Origin of the sequence: Benzoatithermus flavus (genome assembly GCF_037908215.1) — a bacterium.
In the GTDB taxonomy this organism is placed as follows: Bacteria; Pseudomonadota; Alphaproteobacteria; order Geminicoccales; family Geminicoccaceae; genus Benzoatithermus; species Benzoatithermus flavus.
Genome location: NZ_JBBLZC010000005.1, coordinates 196316 through 210400, shown reverse-complemented (window position 1 = coordinate 210400; position 14085 = coordinate 196316). Strand labels below are relative to the sequence as shown.

The following is a 14085-nucleotide window of genomic DNA, read 5'->3' as shown; positions in this document are numbered from 1 at the left end:
CGGCTGGCTTGACACGCCCCCGAGTTGGTCCATGCATGGACCAACTCGAAGGCGACGAACTCACATGAAGGTCAACGTGCACGAAGCCAAGGCGCAGCTATCGGAGCTGCTCGAGCGGGTGGCGCGTGGCGAGGAGGTCGTCATCGCGAAGCGCGGCAAGCCGTTCGCCCGGCTGGTGAGGGTCGAGGAGAAGGCGCCGCGACGCCCAGGCATCGCGCGCGGGCGCGTGACCGAGGCGTTCTTCGAGCCGTTGGACGAGGACGAACTCAGGGCTTGGCAGCAGTGAGGGTGCTGCTCGATACCCGTGCGCTGCTGTGGTGGCTGTTCGACGATCCCAAGCTGCCGGCCGCGGCCCGCGGCGTGATCGCCGATCCGGACAACCAGATCCTCGTCAGCAGCGCCTCCGCCTGGGAGATCGCCACCAAGCATCGATACTGATGATCACCAGCGCCGCGAACCCGCCCTGGCCCGACGACGTCCCGATCGACGATCTGACGGCGGCCGGGCTGCCCAGGCCTTCGGTCGTCCGCCCGGCGAAGATCGCGACGGTCGAGGCGGCGCTTGCGAACGGCGCGGGCGAATCGGCGAAAACGTCGGAGAACGGGTCGAAGCCGCCCTGCGGGCCGGCCTCGGGTGAAAGGCTGCGAGCTCACCCCCTCTTGGCCTGCGCCACCTTGCTCCGGGTCTCGCGGCCCAGCACGCCGCAGATCGCCTCGCCGGCGCGGATCACAGCGTCGAGATCGACACCCGTCCTGACGCCCATGCCGTCCAGCATGAAGAGAAGATCCTCGGTCGCGACGTTGCCGGAAGCGCCCTTGGCGTAGGGGCAGCCGCCCAGGCCCGCGACCGAGCTGTCGACGACACGCACCCCCAGCTCCAGCGCCGTCAACACGTTGGCGAGCGCCTGGCCGTAGGTGTCGTGGGCGTGGATGGCGAGCGCGGTCGCCGGCACCTCGGCCATGACCGCCGCCAGCATGGCGGCGGTCCGGCGCGGCGTGCCAGTGCCGATGGTATCGCCCAGGGAGATCTCGAAGCAGCCCATCTCGAACAGCCGCCGCGCCACCCCGGCCACGGCCGCGGGGGCGATCGGCCCCTCGTAAGGGCAGTCGACGACACAGGAGACGTAGCCGCGCACGCGCACGTCGTGCGCCAGGGCCTTGTCGATCACGGGCCGGAAGCGCTCGAGGCTCTCTTCGATCGAGCAGTTGATGTTCTTCTGCGAGAAGGTCTCGGAGGCCGCCCCGAAGACCGCGATCTCCTCGGCCCCGGCGGCATAGGCCGCCTCGAAGCCCTTGAGGTTCGGCACGAGCACGGGATAGCGCACGCCCGGCCGCTTCGCGATCCCGCGCAGGACCGCGTCGCTGCCGGCCATCTGCGGCACCCATTTCGGCGAGACGAACGAGCCCGCCTCGACCACGGGCAGCCCCGCTGCCGCCAGCGCTTCGATCAGCGCCACCTTGACCTCGAGCGGCACCGGTGCCGGCTCGTTCTGCAGCCCGTCGCGCGGCCCCACCTCGACGATCGTGACCTCGGTCGGGACGGCCGCGAACAGATCGACTCCGGTCATGACGCCGCGGCCTCCTCCGCGCTCGCGAGGTCGAGCAGCACCGTGCCCTCCTCGACCTGCTCGCCTTCGCGCACATGGATGGCGGCGACGATGCCGTCGCGCGGCGCTTCGAAGCGGCTCTCCATCTTCATGGCCTCCAGCACGGCCAGAGGCTGGCCTTTCCGCACGCGATCGCCCGGTGCGACGAGGAGCTTCGTCACCTTGCCCGGCATGGGTGCGGTGAACAGGCCCTGATCCTCCTCCTCGCCGCGGGCGAAGAAGCGACCGTCCTCGAGCGTGAAGCTGTGCCGCCGGTCGTCCAGGGTGAGGACGAGCGTGTGGCCGACGAGGGCGGCGGGGAAGGCGCGGCGCCGGCCCTCCGCCTCGATCCAGACCCGGCCGTCGGCCACGCCGCAGCGGGCGGCGAGCGCGTGCTCGCCGAGCCGGGCGGTGAAGCGCTCGCCGGTACCCTCGACCGTGACGATCGTGAGCTCCTGCCCCACGAGAAGCCGGACGAGGCCGCGCGGCGTCTGGTTGAGACGCCAGGCATCGCGGCGGTGCCAGGGCGAGGTCCAATCCGTTCCGGGCACCGGCGGCGGACGTTTCCGGGCGAGACTCAAGGCCACGGTGGCAAGGGCCGCGAGCAGCAGGGTGTCCGGCGAAGGTGCCGGCTCGCGAGCGAGCTCTTCCGTGCCCTCGCGGTCGAGCCAGCCCGTGTCGATCTCCATCGTACGGAAAGCGGGGCTCGCCGCGGCGGCGCGCAAGAACCCGAGATTGGTCGTGACCCCTGCGACCTGGGTGGCGTCGAGCGCCTCGGCGAGCCGCTCGAGCGCTGCCGTGCGATCCGGCCCCCAGGCGATGATCTTCGCGATCATCGGATCATAGAACGGGGTGACGGGATCGCCCTCCTCCACCCCGGTATCGACGCGCACGTCCGCAAGCCCCTCGGGCAGCCGGAGCGTGCGCAGCGTGCCGATCGAAGGCAGGAAGCCCTTCGCCGGGTCCTCGGCGTAGAGCCTCGCCTCGAAGGCGTGGCCCTTGGCCCGGATCGCATCCTGGCGCAGCGGCAAGGGCTCGCCCGCGGCGATCCTGAGCTGCCATTCGACCAGATCGAGCCCGGTGATCGCCTCGGTCACGGGGTGCTCGACCTGAAGCCGCGTGTTCATCTCGATGAAGTAGAACCGGCCCTCGCGGTCGAGCAGGAACTCGACCGTGCCGGCGTTCTCGTAAGCAGCCGCCAGCGCCGCCTCGGTCGCGGCCCGGCCGAGGGCCGCGCGCACCTCGTCGGGAAGCCCTGGAGCGGGTGCTTCCTCGATGATCTTCTGGTGCCGGCGCTGCAGCGTGCAGTCGCGCTCGAACAGGTGGACGGCCTGCCCGTAGCGGTCGGCGAACACCTGCACCTCGACGTGGCGCGGCCGCTCGATGTAGCGCTCGAGCAGCACCCGGTCGTCGCCGAACGCCGCCTTGGCCTCGCGCCGGCAGGCGGCGAGGAGCTCGGCGAAGTCGGCCGCCCGCTCGACCTTGCGCATCCCCTTGCCGCCGCCGCCGGCCGTGGCCTTGATCAGGAGCGGAAAGCCGATGCGCTCCGCCTCGGCGAGCAGGCGCCGGTCGTCCTGATCGGCCCCGTGATAGCCCGGCACCAGCGGCACGCCCGCAGGCTCGAGCAGGGCCTTGGCACTGTCCTTGCCGCCGAGGCGCTCCATGGCCTCGGGCGGGGGACCGACGAAGACGAGGCCGGCATCGCGCACGGCGCGCGCGAATGCCGGGCTCTCGGAGAGAAAGCCGTAACCCGGATGGATCGCGGCGGCGGCGGTGCGCCGGGCCGCGTCCAGGATCTTTCCGATCACGAGATAGCTCTCGGCCGCCGGTGGCGGCCCCAGATGCACGGCCTCGTCGGCGAGCCGGACGTGGCGCGCGTCGCGGTCGGCGTCGGAATAGACCGCCACGGTACGGATGCCGAGCCGGCGGCAGGTCTTGATGATGCGGCAGGCGATCTCGCCGCGGTTGGCGATCAAGAGGCTGTCGAACAAGGCTCCCCCCTTCCTGCCGGCCCTCACGTCCCGGTCCACTGCCGTCCGTCAGAGGCCGGTGTGGCGGTAGAGCCGCTCCAGCGTGACATCGACGCCGAGCACACGGCTCGCGAAGCTCGCCTCGCCGGTGAGCGGCAGACCGGCGACCCAGGCGCCCTCGACCCGCTGCCAGACCAGCATCCAACGCTGCCGGCTGTCGATCAGCCGGATCTCCTCGACCGACGGCAGCTCGCCATAGGCCGCCACCTTGCGATGCTTGTCCACGCCCTCGGTCGAGGAGGACAGCACCTCGACGACGAGACGTGGTGTTGCGACCTCGAGTCTGTCCTCGGGCGGCTCACACGTCAGGGCCACATCGGCGGTGTAGAAGCGGTGATCGGTGGCGTCGATCAGCACGCTGGGCTGCTGGACGGCCCGACAGGGCGGACGGTCCTCGACGGCGCGCTCGATGACCGAGTCCGCATTCTGGCAGATGACCCCGTGCCGCTCGCGCGCCGGCGCCATGGCGACGAGCTCACCCCGATCGAGCTCGTAGCGGGTGTCGGTGCCGTCGTCCCAGCGCAGGAACTCCTCCAGCGTCATCCGCGGCGGCGAGGTTCTCGCGAGCTCACCCATGACCGTCCATCCCGATGGCCACACGGCGATCATGCCTGCTCCGCGCCAGCGATCCAGGCGGGCTTGCGCTTCTCGAGGAAGGCGCCGATCCCTTCCTTGCCCTCGGGCGAGGCGCGGCGCTCGGCGATCATGGCGACGGTAGCCTCGGCCAGAATGCTGCCGCCCTGCGGCATGGTCTCGACCAGACGCACGAGCCGCTTCGCCTCGGCGATCGCCTCGGGTCCGCCCTTCACGATCTCGGCCACGATCTCGCGGCCACGGGCTTCGAGGTGCTCGGTCGGCACGACCTCGTGGACGAGGCCGATGCGGCGCGCCTCTTCCGCCCCGAAGCGCTCGGCGGTGAGAAACCAGCGCCGCGCCTGGCGCGGGCCGATGGCGCGGACGACGAAGGGCGAGATCACCGCCGGCACGATGCCGAGCCGGACCTCGCTGGTGGCGAACTGGGCGGCCTCGCCGGCGATGGCGATGTCGCAGGCGGCAACCAAGCCGAGCCCCCCGCCGATGGCGGCACCCTGCACCAGCGCGATCACGGGCTTCGGGCACTCGTCGATCCGGCGCAGCATGAGCTCGAGCGCGCGGGCATCGGCCCGGTTCTGCTCCTCGTCATAAGCGGCGGCGCGCTTCATCCAGTTGAGGTCGGCACCGGCCGAGAAGCTCTTGCCGGCACCGGCGAGCAGCACCGCGCGCGCGGTCCCGTCCTCGGCGAGATGGCGGAAGGTCTCGGCAAGCGCCTCGATCAGCCGCTCGTCGAAGGCGTTGTGGATCTCGGGGCGGTTCAGGGTCACGCGCGCGAGCGGGCCGTCGCGGTCGACGCGGACGACGGGGGTATCCTGGCTCATCGTCTGCCTCACATGCGAAAGACGCCGAAGCCCGTGCGCGGGATGGGCGCGTTGAGCGCGGCCGAGAGGCCCAAGCCTAGCACGATCCTGGTGTCGGCGGGATCGATGATGCCGTCGTCCCAGAGCCGCGCGGTGGCGTAGTAAGGATGACCCTGCGTCTCGTACTGCTCGCGGATCGGCGCCTTGAACGCCTCCTCCTCCTCGGGAGACCACGTGCCGCCCCGGCTCTCGATGGCGTCGCGGCGCAGCGTGGCGAGGACGGATGCCGCCTGCTCGCCGCCCATGACCGAGATCCGGGCGTTGGGCCACATCCATAAAAAACGCGGCTCGAAGGCGCGGCCGCACATGCCGTAGTTGCCGGCCCCGAAGCTGCCGCCGACGATCACGGTGAGCTTCGGCACGGCGGCGTTCGAGACCGCATGGACGAGCTTCGCCCCATCCTTGGCGATGCCGCCGGCCTCGTACTTCCTGCCGACCATGAAGCCGGTGATGTTCTGGAGGAAGATCAAGGGAATGCGGCGCTGGCAGCACAGCTCGACGAAATGCGCGCCCTTCAGGGCCGATTCCGAGAACAGGATGCCGTTGTTGGCGATGATCCCGACCGGATAGCCGAACAGCCGTGCGAAGCCGGTGACGAGCGTGGCGCCGTAGCGCGGCTTGAACTCCTCGAGCACCGAGCCGTCGACGATGCGCGCGATCACCTCGCGGATCTCGAAGGGCTGGCGCAGGTCGGCCGGGATCAGGCCATAGAGCTCCTTCGGATCGTAGAGCGGCTCACGCGGCTCGCGCACGTCGAGGTCGATGCGCTTTTCGTGGTTGAGCGAGGCCACGATGCGGCGGGCGAGCGACAGGGCGTGGCTGTCGTCCTCGGCCAGGTGGTCGGCGACACCCGAGATCCGGGTATGGACGTCGCCGCCGCCTAGCTCCTCGGCGGTCACGACCTCGCCGGTCGCGGCCTTCACCAGAGGCGGACCGCCCAGGAAGATCGTCCCCTGGTTGCGGACGATGATCGCCTCGTCCGACATGGCCGGCACATAGGCGCCGCCGGCGGTGCAGGAGCCCATCACCACGGCGATCTGCGGGATGCCCTCGGCCGACATGGTGGCCTGGTTGTAGAAGATGCGGCCGAAATGTTCCCGGTCGGGGAAGACCTCGTCCTGGTTGGGCAGATTTGCGCCGCCGCTGTCGACGAGATAGATGCAGGGCAGCCGGTTGATGCGCGCCACCTCCTGCGCGCGCAGGTGCTTCTTCACCGTGATCGGGTAGTAGGTGCCGCCCTTCACCGTGGCGTCGTTGACCACGACGACACACTCGCGGCCAGCGACACGGCCGATGCCGGTGATGATCCCCGCCCCTGGCACCTCGCCGCCGTACATGCCGTGCGCCGCGAGCTGCGAGAGCTCGAGGAAGGGCGCTCCGGGGTCCAAGAGCCGCTCGAGCCGCTCGCGGGGCAGGAGCTTGCCGCGGGCCGCATGCTTGCGCCGCGCCGCCTCGTCGCCGCCCAGCGCGGCGCGGGCCACCTGGGCGCGCAGATCGTCGACGAGCGCCTGCATTCTCGCGGCGTTGTGCCGGAACGGCTCGCTGCGGGCATTCAGCCGGGTCTCGAGGATGCTCATGGGTCTGTTCTGCCTCTCCGTCGCCCTTTCCTATGCTTTGCCGGGTGGGCACGCAATGCTACATTGCCGCCATCAGGAAGAGCTGCATTCTTCCCAGTGGGAGGTGAGGAAGACATGGCGCTCAACATCAAGGCCACGGAGGCCGACAAGCTCGCGCGCGAGCTCGCCTCCCTCACCGGCGAGAGCATCACCGAGGCCGTGACGCGGGCGATCAAGGAACGGATCGAGCGGCACAAGCGGCTCCACGACCGGCCGCGCCGGCTCGCCCGCCGTCTCGCCATCGACGAGATCTTGAAGGAAGCGCACAAGCTGCCGGTGCTCGACCGGCGCTCCAACGACGAGATTCTGGGCTACAACGAGTACGGGACCTACGATTGATCGCGATCGACAGCTCGGCCATTCTGGCCATTCTCGCCGGCGACCCGGAGGCCGACGCGTTCCGCGCCCGCATCGAGATGGTGCCCGACCGCTTCCTCTCGGCGTTCAACCTGCTCGAGGCGAGAACGATCCTGCAGCGGCGCTACGGCCGGCAGATGGTGAGCTATCTCGGCGCCCTCCTCGACCGGCTCGAGATCGCCATCATGCCGTTCGACGAGGTGAACGCCAACATCGCGTTCAGTGCGTACCGAAAGTACGGCCGGGATTCCGGCCACAAGGCGCAGCTCACGCTCGGCGACTGCGCGGCCTATGCGCTCGCCGTCTCGCTCGACCTGCCGCTCCTGTTCAAGGGCGAGGAGTTCCGTCACACCGACGTGAAGCCGGCCATCGGCTGAGGCGTGACGCCGGAACGCTCATGCGCTCCGTTCATCGCGTGAGGAACGCACGAGCTCGGCACTGTCGCCGAACATCCGCGAGCCGAAGGCCGCAAGACGCGCCCGCAGCCGGGCCGCCATCGCGGCCGGATCGGTGGCCGTCGCGGCAGCGAGGATCTCCCGTACCTCCTGCTCCAGCGAGTGGCCGGCGGCAGCGGCCCGCTCCTGCAGACGGGCCATGATGTATCGTCCAAGCCGCGAATCGTGGGCCGAGCCATGGTGGGCGCCTGCAATGCCGGCACGGTGTCGTGCCGACACCGTAGGCGCGCCATCCGGCGATTACCAGCCCCCGGTCGCGAGCCAGCGCTCGACCTGGTCCAGGCGGTCCGCACCCCAGAAGGGCTCGTCGTCGACGAAGATGAAGGGCGAGCCGAACACGCCGCGCTCGATCGAGCGATCGGTCTCCTCCTTGAGTTTCGCCTTGACCGCAGGGTCCTCGATGCCCGCCTTGAGCTCGGCCTTCGGCAGCCCCAGGGTCTCGCCGATCTCGGCCACCTGGTCGGCCGTGGACATGTCGCGGCCTTCGCCCCAGTGCGCGTGGAGGACGGCCTGCGCGAAGCCCTTCGCCATATCGGGGTCCTGCGCGTGCAGCCACCAGAAGGCGCGCGATGCCGCAAGCGAACTCATCGGCATCACGGGAGGCATCTTGAAGGGCGCGTCCAGCATGCGCGCGAAACGCGGCGCGTCGCGCTTGAGATACTCGCCCTTCAAGGGCGCGCTCATGTTGGGCATGCTGCCGGTGAGCTTGAGCGCCGGCCCCAGCATGATGGGCCGCCACGCGACCTCACGGTCGTAAGCCGCCGCGATGGCATCGATCCGCAAGGAGGCAAGATAGCCGTAAGGGCTCGCGAACTCGAAATAGAAGTCGATGGGTGCCGACACGCGGGCCTCCCCTGACGTTGCTGACACGGACGGCGCTAACCTGCCACGAGGCGCACCGCTACCCCCTGCGTCAGGTTGCCTCGGCAGGAGCCAAATGGAGTTCTCTGTTCACTCGAAGGCTGCGGAACCGGATAGGTTCCGCAGCTTCTCGCCAGACTCAGGCCGTGAGCTTGAACAGCTCGCGCCCGATCAGCATGCGGCGGATCTCGGAGGTACCAGCACCGATCTCGTAGAGCTTGGCGTCACGCAGCAGCCGGCCCGTAGGGTAGTCGTTGATGTAGCCGTTGCCGCCGAGCGCCTGGATCGCCTGCAGTGCCATCCAGGTCGCCTTCTCGGCGCTGAAGAGCAGGCAGCCGGCGGCGTCCTGGCGGGTGATCTCGCCGCGGTCCGCGGCCTTGCCGCACATGTAGACGTAGGCGCGCGCCGCGTTCATCGTCGTGTACATGTCGGCGATCTTGCCCTGCATGAGCTGGAACTCGCCGATCGGCTGGCCGAACTGCTTCCTCTCGTGGATATAGGGGATCACCACGTCCATACAGGCCTGCATGATGCCGAGCGGGCCGCCGGCGAGCACCAGACGCTCGTAGTCGAGCCCCGACATCAGAACGCGCACGCCGCCCCCGACCTGGCCCAGCACGTTCTCCTCGGGTACCTCGCAGTCCTCGAACACGAGCTCGCACGTGTCGGAGCCGCGCATGCCGAGCTTGTCGAGCTTCTGCGCCGTGCTGAAGCCCTTCATGCCCTTCTCGATCAGGAAGGCCGTGATCCCCTTGGGGCCGGCCTCGGGATCGGTCTTGGCGTAGACCACGAGCGTGTCGGCCTCGGGGCCGTTGGTGATCCACATCTTGTTGCCGTTGAGGACGTAGCGGTCGCCCTTCTTCTCGGCGCGCGTGCGCATCGAGACCACGTCCGAGCCCGCGCCGGGCTCGCTCATGGCGAGAGCGCCTACGTGCTCGCCGGAGATCAGCTTCGGCAGATAGCGCCGTTTCTGCTCGGGCGTGCCGTGGAGCCGGATCTGGTTGACGCATAAGTTCGAGTGCGCGCCATAGGACAGACCCACGCTGGCCGAGGCTCTGGAGATCTCCTCCATGGCCACCGTATGCTCGAGGTAGCCGAGCCCGCTGCCGCCGTACTCCTCCTCGACCGTCATGCCGAGAAGGCCGAGCTCGCCGAGCTTCGGCCAGAGCCGGCGCGGGAAGGTGTTGGTGCGGTCGATCTCCTCCGCGATGGGGGCGATCTCCTTCGCGGCGAAGCTCGCGACGGTGTCGCGGATCATCTCGGCCTGCTCGCCGAGATCGAAGCGGACGGAAGGGCAGGTGAACTGAGGCATGATCGTCCCCCGATGGAGAGCTGCTCAGGCTGGCATAGTCGGGGCACCGGGTCCTGTCGAGGCCAGGGTCCGGATACTCCAGTGGCTCAGGCCGTCTTCTCCTCGACCAGGCCGAGCTCGGCCGCCGTCTCAGCGCGCAGCATGAACTTCTGCACCTTGCCGGTGACGGTGGTGGGGAAGCTGTCGACGAAGCGGATGTAGCGCGGGATCTTGTAGTGGGCGATCTTGCCCTCGCAGAACTTCCGGATCTCCTCCTCGGTCGCTTCCACACCCGCGCGCAGGATGATGGCAGCGCACAGCTCCTCGCCGTATTTCCGGTCCGGCACGCCAAAGCACTGCACGTCCTGCACCTTCGGGTGGGTGTAGAGGAATTCCTCGATCTCGCGCGGATAGATGTTCTCGCCGCCCCTGATCACCATGTCCTTGATCCGGCCGACGATGTTGCAATAGCCCTCCTCGTCGATGGTGGCGAGGTCGCCCGTGTGCATCCAGCGCGCGGCGTCAATGGCTTCTGCCGTGCGCTCCGGGTCGTCCCAGTAGCCGCGCATCACCGAATAGCCGCGGGTGCAAAGCTCGCCCGGCACGCCGCGCGGCACGATCCGTCCCCGCTCGTCGACGATCTTGACCTCGACATGGGGATGGATGCGGCCCACGGTCGAGACCCGCCGCTCGATCGGATCGTCCACCGAGCTCTGGAAGCTCACGGGACTGGTCTCGGTCATGCCGTAGGCGATCGTCACCTCGCGCATGTTCATCTCGTTGATCACGCGCCGCATGACCTCGATCGGGCAGGGCGAGCCCGCCATGATCCCGGTGCGCAGGGACGAGAGGTCGACCTCCTTGAAGCTCGGATGCTCGAGCTCGGCGATGAACATGGTGGGAACGCCATAGAGCGCCGTGCAGCGCTCCTCGTGGACGGTGGCGAGCACGGCCCCGGGATCGAACCCACCGCCCGGATAGATCATGGCCGAGCCGTGGGTGATGCAGGCGAGATTGCCCAAGACCATGCCGAAGCAGTGATAGAGCGGAACCGGAATGCAGACCTTGTCCTCGGGCGAGAGCCTTTGCGCCTCGCCGATGAAGAAGCCGTTGTTGAGGATGTTGTGATGGGTGAGCGTGGCCCCTTTGGGGGCGCCCGTGGTGCCGCTCGTGAACTGGATGTTGATGGGATCGTCGAACTGCAGCTGGCGGCTCAGCTCATCGAGGCGCACGCGCTGCGGGCCGCTTCCGGCTTCCAGGATCTCGGCGAACGGCAGCGTGCCGGCTTCGTGCCCGCCGATCTGGATCACCGTCTCGAGCCTGGGCAGGCGCTCGGACTTCAGCCGACCCGGATGGCTAGAGCCCAGCTCAGGTGCGATCTCCCGCAGCATGGCGAGATAGTCGCTGGTCTTGAACCGGGTGGCGGTGATGAGCGCCCGGCAGCCCACCTTGTTCAGCGCGTACTCGAGCTCGTGCACCCGATAGGCCGGATTGATGTTGACCAGGATCAGCCCGGCCTTGGCGGTGGCGAACTGGGTGATCACCCACTCGGCGTTGTTGGGCGACCAGATGCCGACCCGATCACCGGGCTCGAGCCCGAGCGCCAGGAGCCCGGCGGCGAAGGCGTCGACCCGCTCCTTGAGCTCGGCATAGGTCCAGCGCACACCCTGCTCGCGCACGACCAGCGCCGTGCGGTCGCCCCAGCGTGCCACGACCCGGTCGAGATGCACGCCGATCGTCTCGCCGATGAGGGGGACGTCGACGGCTCCGTGAACGTAGCTCAGCGTCCCGGTCATAGTCCTCTCCCTGATGTATCTCGTGAGCGCGGCTTAACTGTAACGCTCTCGGGAGACAACAAGGCAAGGGCGCCGATCCGGCTATCCCTCGAGCTCCATGGGCCCGAGCGCGGCGCCGAAGCCGATCTGGCTGCTCCAGTAGCGCTCGAGGCTCATCAGCACCTGGTTCGCCTGCCGGAGCTGCTCCTCGGTGACGTAGCGGCTCGCGAGCTCGTCGCTGTTCCGCCGGTAGAGCTCGCCGATCCGGGCGGTGAGCTCGAGCCCCTTCGGCGACAGGCGCACTCGCGTCATCCGTCGGTCGTGCAGCGAGCGCTCCTGCACGAGGTACTCGTTCTCGACCAGCTTCTTCAGGTTGTAGGAGACGTTGGAGCCCAGATAGTAGCCGCGGGCGGTGAGCTCGCCCACGGTGAGCTGCTCCTCGTTGATGTTGAACAGGATCAGCGTCTGGACGTTGTTGATGTCCTCGATGCCGAGCCGGTCGAGCTCGGCCTTGATCACGTCCAGGAACCGGCGGTGCAGCCGCTCGATCAGATGAATGCTGATGAGATACTGGTCTTTCACGTCCCGCCTCGGCCGTCCGTCGCTGCGGCGCCCGCCCAGCAGCCGAGCCGGCCGGGCGCTACGCGGCGCTGCCGATCATCATCTTGATAATGGCGGAAAAATCCAGCCCCTCGTTCCCGCTGGCCGCGAATAGGTTATAAAGTTGGTAAGCTTCTGCGCCTAAGGGTGTCGAGGCCGCCACGCCTTGCGCCGCGGCCTGGGCGAGCCGCAGGTCCTTCAGCATCATCGCCGTGGCGAAGCCCGGCTCGTAGCCGCGGTTGGCGGGCGAGGTCGGCACGGGTCCCGGCACGGGGCAGTAGCTCGTGAGCGACCAGCACTGTCCGGACGAGCGCGAGCTGATCTCGAACAGCTTCTCGGGGGCGAGGCCGAGCTTCATCGCCAGTGCCATGGCCTCGCAGACCGAGATCATCTGGATGCCGAGCATCATGTTGTTGCAGATCTTGGCCGCTTGGCCGTTGCCGGCAGGCCCCGCATGGATCACGGCCTTGCCCATGGCGGCGAGGATGGGCTCGGCGCGCGCGAAAGCCGCTTCAGTACCGCCCACCATGAAAGTGAGCGTTCCGGCCTCGGCCCCGGCCACCCCGCCCGAGACCGGGGCATCCACCATGGTGAAGCCGCGCGCGGCCGCGGCCGCGTTCACGGTGCGCGCGGTCTCGACGTCGATCGTCGAGCAGTCGACGAGCAGGGCCGAGGTAGGTGCCGACAGGAACACGCCGCCTTGGTCGAGATAGACCGTGCGGACATGACGCCCCTCGGGCAGCATCGTCACGACGATGTCGGCGTCCGCCACCACCTTGGCGATGCTTCCGGCCGGCACGCCGCCCGCGGTCGCGAGCGCGTTCACGGCCGCGGTGCTGAGATCGAAGCCTTGCACCACGTGCCCCGCCTTGAGCAGGTTCCTCGCCATAGGCAGGCCCATATGGCCGAGCCCGATGAAGCCGATCGTCGCCATGTGCGCCTCCTTCCATCCTCGTCTCGGGCGGCCGGGCTCAGATGCCCTGCCAGTCCAGAGCCAGCTCCCCCGCCGGCAGCGGCGCGAACACCGCCTCCACCTCGTCCGCAGGCACATCCTCGAGGCTCCGGTGCCGCCAGCGCGGTCGCTTGTCCTTGTCGACCAGGAGCGCTCTCACCCCCTCGATGAAGTCGCCGGCCTCGAGCATCCGGTGAACCATACGATACTCGAGCCTGAGACAGTCCTCGATGGAAAGATCGCGGCCGCGCCGGAGCTGGGCGCAGGTGACGTGCACGGCAAACGGCGACTTGCCGGCGAGGATCCCGAGCTGCTCCGCGCCGAAGCCGCTGGGCTCCTCGCGCAGGCGCTCCAGGATCTCGGCGACGCTCGCCCCGCCGAAGCAGGCATCGATGCGCGCGCGCACGGCCGGAAGCGAGGGTGCGCCGATGTCGCCCGTGTGCTCCTCGAGCACCGCCGCGACGATGGCGTGCGCATCGGCCCCACCCCGCAGCCGCTCGGCGAGCCGCTCCTCCAGCGCCATGAGCCGGTCCGCGGGCACGGCATGGGTGCCCACACCGGCAACCCGGCTATCCGCACCGTTCAGCCGTGCACCGGTGAGGCCCAGATACATCCCGACCTCACCGGGGCAGCGCGGCAGGAACCAGGTGCCGCCCACATCGGGGAAGAAACCGATGCCGGTCTCGGGCATGGCGAAGAGCGTGTTCTCGGTGACCACGCGGTAGCGGCCATGCACCGAGATCCCGACCCCGCCCCCCATGGTGATGCCGTCGAGCAGGGCGATATAGGGCTTGGGAAAGGTGTGGATGCGCCAGTTGAGGCGATACTCGTCGCGGAAGAACGGGGTTGCGGCCGCGATCCCCCGCTCGCGGGCGAGGTCCGTCACGACGCGCACATCGCCGCCGGCGCAGAACGCGCGGCCCGGCACGGCCTTGACCAGGACGGCGTCGATCTCGGGATCGTCCCGCCAGGCGACGAGCCGGAGGCTCAAGGCCTGCACCATCTCCCGGCTCAGCGCGTTGAGGGCGGCAGGCCGGTCGAGGACGGCGATCCCCAGCCGGCCGCGGCGCTCGAAACGGATGTCGGTCGTCTTGTCGCTCATGTCGCTC

At 69.0% G+C, this 14085-nt stretch carries 15 protein-coding genes and 1 pseudogene; 4 read left to right on the top strand and 12 right to left on the bottom strand.

What is annotated here, in order from left to right; all coding sequences use genetic code 11:
• The first annotated feature begins 64 nt into the window (after positions 1–64).
• Both U1T56_RS07365 and U1T56_RS07360 read left to right on the top strand, forming a co-directional pair.
• Entirely contained in the window at positions 65–286 is a 222-nt protein-coding gene (locus tag U1T56_RS07365; RefSeq protein WP_418158803.1) for a type II toxin-antitoxin system Phd/YefM family antitoxin, read from the top strand.
• A pseudogene (locus U1T56_RS07360) lies at positions 283–432 on the top strand (type II toxin-antitoxin system VapC family toxin); the annotation flags it as partial. The gene U1T56_RS07365 and the pseudogene U1T56_RS07360, both read left to right, overlap by 4 nt.
• A gap of 217 nt (positions 433–649) precedes the next feature.
• Here U1T56_RS07360 and U1T56_RS07355 read toward each other — a convergent pair.
• Genes U1T56_RS07355 through U1T56_RS07335 form a run of 5 tightly spaced genes read right to left on the bottom strand, consistent with a single transcriptional unit; the run spans position 650 to position 6646 of the window.
• Positions 650–1567, bottom strand: coding sequence for a hydroxymethylglutaryl-CoA lyase (locus U1T56_RS07355; RefSeq protein WP_418158802.1), 918 nt, complete (start codon positions 1565–1567; stop codon positions 650–652).
• Positions 1564–3576 carry an acetyl/propionyl/methylcrotonyl-CoA carboxylase subunit alpha gene (locus tag U1T56_RS07350; protein ID WP_418158801.1) on the bottom strand — a complete coding sequence of 671 codons (2013 nt, stop codon included), beginning with the start codon at positions 3574–3576 and terminating at the stop codon, positions 1564–1566. Before U1T56_RS07350 ends, U1T56_RS07355 begins: the two co-directional genes overlap by 4 nt.
• 48 nt (positions 3577–3624) lie before the next feature.
• The gene (locus U1T56_RS07345; protein ID WP_418158800.1) at positions 3625–4191 is read right to left on the bottom strand and encodes a Uma2 family endonuclease; all 567 of its coding nucleotides are present in this window, start codon (positions 4189–4191) and stop codon (positions 3625–3627) included.
• Positions 4192–4220: 29 nt separating this feature from the next.
• The gene (locus U1T56_RS07340) at positions 4221–5030 is read right to left on the bottom strand and encodes an enoyl-CoA hydratase-related protein (protein ID WP_418158799.1); all 810 of its coding nucleotides are present in this window, start codon (positions 5028–5030) and stop codon (positions 4221–4223) included.
• An 8-nt stretch (positions 5031–5038) separates the two neighbouring features.
• Positions 5039–6646: a carboxyl transferase domain-containing protein gene (locus U1T56_RS07335; protein WP_418158798.1), complete on the bottom strand. Its 1608-nt coding sequence runs from the start codon at positions 6644–6646 to the stop codon at positions 5039–5041.
• A 114-nt stretch (positions 6647–6760) separates the two neighbouring features.
• Between U1T56_RS07335 and U1T56_RS07330 the strand changes: the two genes are divergently transcribed.
• Together U1T56_RS07330 and U1T56_RS07325 are read left to right on the top strand one after the other, a co-directional pair.
• Positions 6761–7024: a type II toxin-antitoxin system VapB family antitoxin gene (locus tag U1T56_RS07330; protein ID WP_418158797.1), complete on the top strand. Its 264-nt coding sequence runs from the start codon at positions 6761–6763 to the stop codon at positions 7022–7024.
• A complete protein-coding gene (locus U1T56_RS07325; RefSeq protein WP_418158796.1) occupies positions 7021–7419 on the top strand; it encodes a type II toxin-antitoxin system VapC family toxin in 399 nt (132 codons plus the stop codon). The genes U1T56_RS07330 and U1T56_RS07325 overlap by 4 nt, the downstream gene beginning before the upstream one ends.
• Before the next feature lie 18 nt (positions 7420–7437).
• Here U1T56_RS07325 and U1T56_RS07320 read toward each other — a convergent pair whose 3' ends face one another.
• From U1T56_RS07320 to U1T56_RS07290, 7 genes are all read right to left on the bottom strand, one after another.
• Positions 7438–7638: a FitA-like ribbon-helix-helix domain-containing protein gene (locus U1T56_RS07320; RefSeq protein WP_418158795.1), complete on the bottom strand. Its 201-nt coding sequence runs from the start codon at positions 7636–7638 to the stop codon at positions 7438–7440.
• Between the two features lie 99 nt (positions 7639–7737).
• Positions 7738–8340 (bottom strand): 2-hydroxychromene-2-carboxylate isomerase, encoded by a 603-nt coding sequence (locus U1T56_RS07315; protein WP_418158794.1) that lies wholly within the window; start codon positions 8338–8340, stop codon positions 7738–7740.
• Between the two features lie 157 nt (positions 8341–8497).
• Positions 8498–9670, bottom strand: a complete 1173-nt coding sequence (locus U1T56_RS07310; RefSeq protein ID WP_418158793.1) for an isovaleryl-CoA dehydrogenase — start codon at positions 9668–9670, stop codon at positions 8498–8500.
• Between the two features lie 86 nt (positions 9671–9756).
• On the bottom strand, positions 9757–11445 hold the full coding sequence (locus tag U1T56_RS07305) for an AMP-binding protein (RefSeq protein ID WP_418158792.1): 1689 nt from the start codon (positions 11443–11445) through the stop codon (positions 9757–9759).
• A gap of 81 nt (positions 11446–11526) precedes the next feature.
• Positions 11527–12006 (bottom strand): MarR family winged helix-turn-helix transcriptional regulator, encoded by a 480-nt coding sequence (locus U1T56_RS07300; RefSeq protein ID WP_418158791.1) that lies wholly within the window; start codon positions 12004–12006, stop codon positions 11527–11529.
• 58 nt (positions 12007–12064) lie between these two features.
• The gene (gene mmsB / locus U1T56_RS07295) at positions 12065–13075 is read right to left on the bottom strand and encodes a 3-hydroxyisobutyrate dehydrogenase (RefSeq protein ID WP_418158790.1); all 1011 of its coding nucleotides are present in this window, start codon (positions 13073–13075) and stop codon (positions 12065–12067) included.
• On the bottom strand, positions 12996–14078 hold the full coding sequence (locus U1T56_RS07290; RefSeq protein WP_418158789.1) for an enoyl-CoA hydratase/isomerase family protein: 1083 nt from the start codon (positions 14076–14078) through the stop codon (positions 12996–12998). The genes mmsB and U1T56_RS07290 overlap by 80 nt, the downstream gene beginning before the upstream one ends.
• Positions 14079–14085: the final 7 nt, after the last annotated feature.

Bases quoted from the DNA above. Each gene is read 5' to 3' on its own strand.
- U1T56_RS07365 (WP_418158803.1), top strand. From the start codon at position 65: ATGAAGGTCAACGTGCACGAAGCCAAGGCGCAGCTATCGGAGCTGCTC.
- U1T56_RS07355 (WP_418158802.1), bottom strand. From the start codon at position 1,567: ATGACCGGAGTCGATCTGTTCGCGGCCGTCCCGACCGAGGTCACGATC.
- U1T56_RS07345 (WP_418158800.1), bottom strand. From the start codon at position 4,191: ATGGGTGAGCTCGCGAGAACCTCGCCGCCGCGGATGACGCTGGAGGAG.
- U1T56_RS07340 (WP_418158799.1), bottom strand. From the start codon at position 5,030: ATGAGCCAGGATACCCCCGTCGTCCGCGTCGACCGCGACGGCCCGCTC.
- U1T56_RS07335 (WP_418158798.1), bottom strand. From the start codon at position 6,646: ATGAGCATCCTCGAGACCCGGCTGAATGCCCGCAGCGAGCCGTTCCGG.
- U1T56_RS07330 (WP_418158797.1), top strand. From the start codon at position 6,761: ATGGCGCTCAACATCAAGGCCACGGAGGCCGACAAGCTCGCGCGCGAG.
- U1T56_RS07320 (WP_418158795.1), bottom strand. From the start codon at position 7,638: ATGGCCCGTCTGCAGGAGCGGGCCGCTGCCGCCGGCCACTCGCTGGAG.
- U1T56_RS07310 (WP_418158793.1), bottom strand. From the start codon at position 9,670: ATGCCTCAGTTCACCTGCCCTTCCGTCCGCTTCGATCTCGGCGAGCAG.
- U1T56_RS07305 (WP_418158792.1), bottom strand. From the start codon at position 11,445: ATGACCGGGACGCTGAGCTACGTTCACGGAGCCGTCGACGTCCCCCTC.
- mmsB (WP_418158790.1), bottom strand. From the start codon at position 13,075: ATGTGCCTGCGGACGAGGTGGAGGCGGTGTTCGCGCCGCTGCCGGCGG.
- U1T56_RS07290 (WP_418158789.1), bottom strand. From the start codon at position 14,078: ATGAGCGACAAGACGACCGACATCCGTTTCGAGCGCCGCGGCCGGCTG.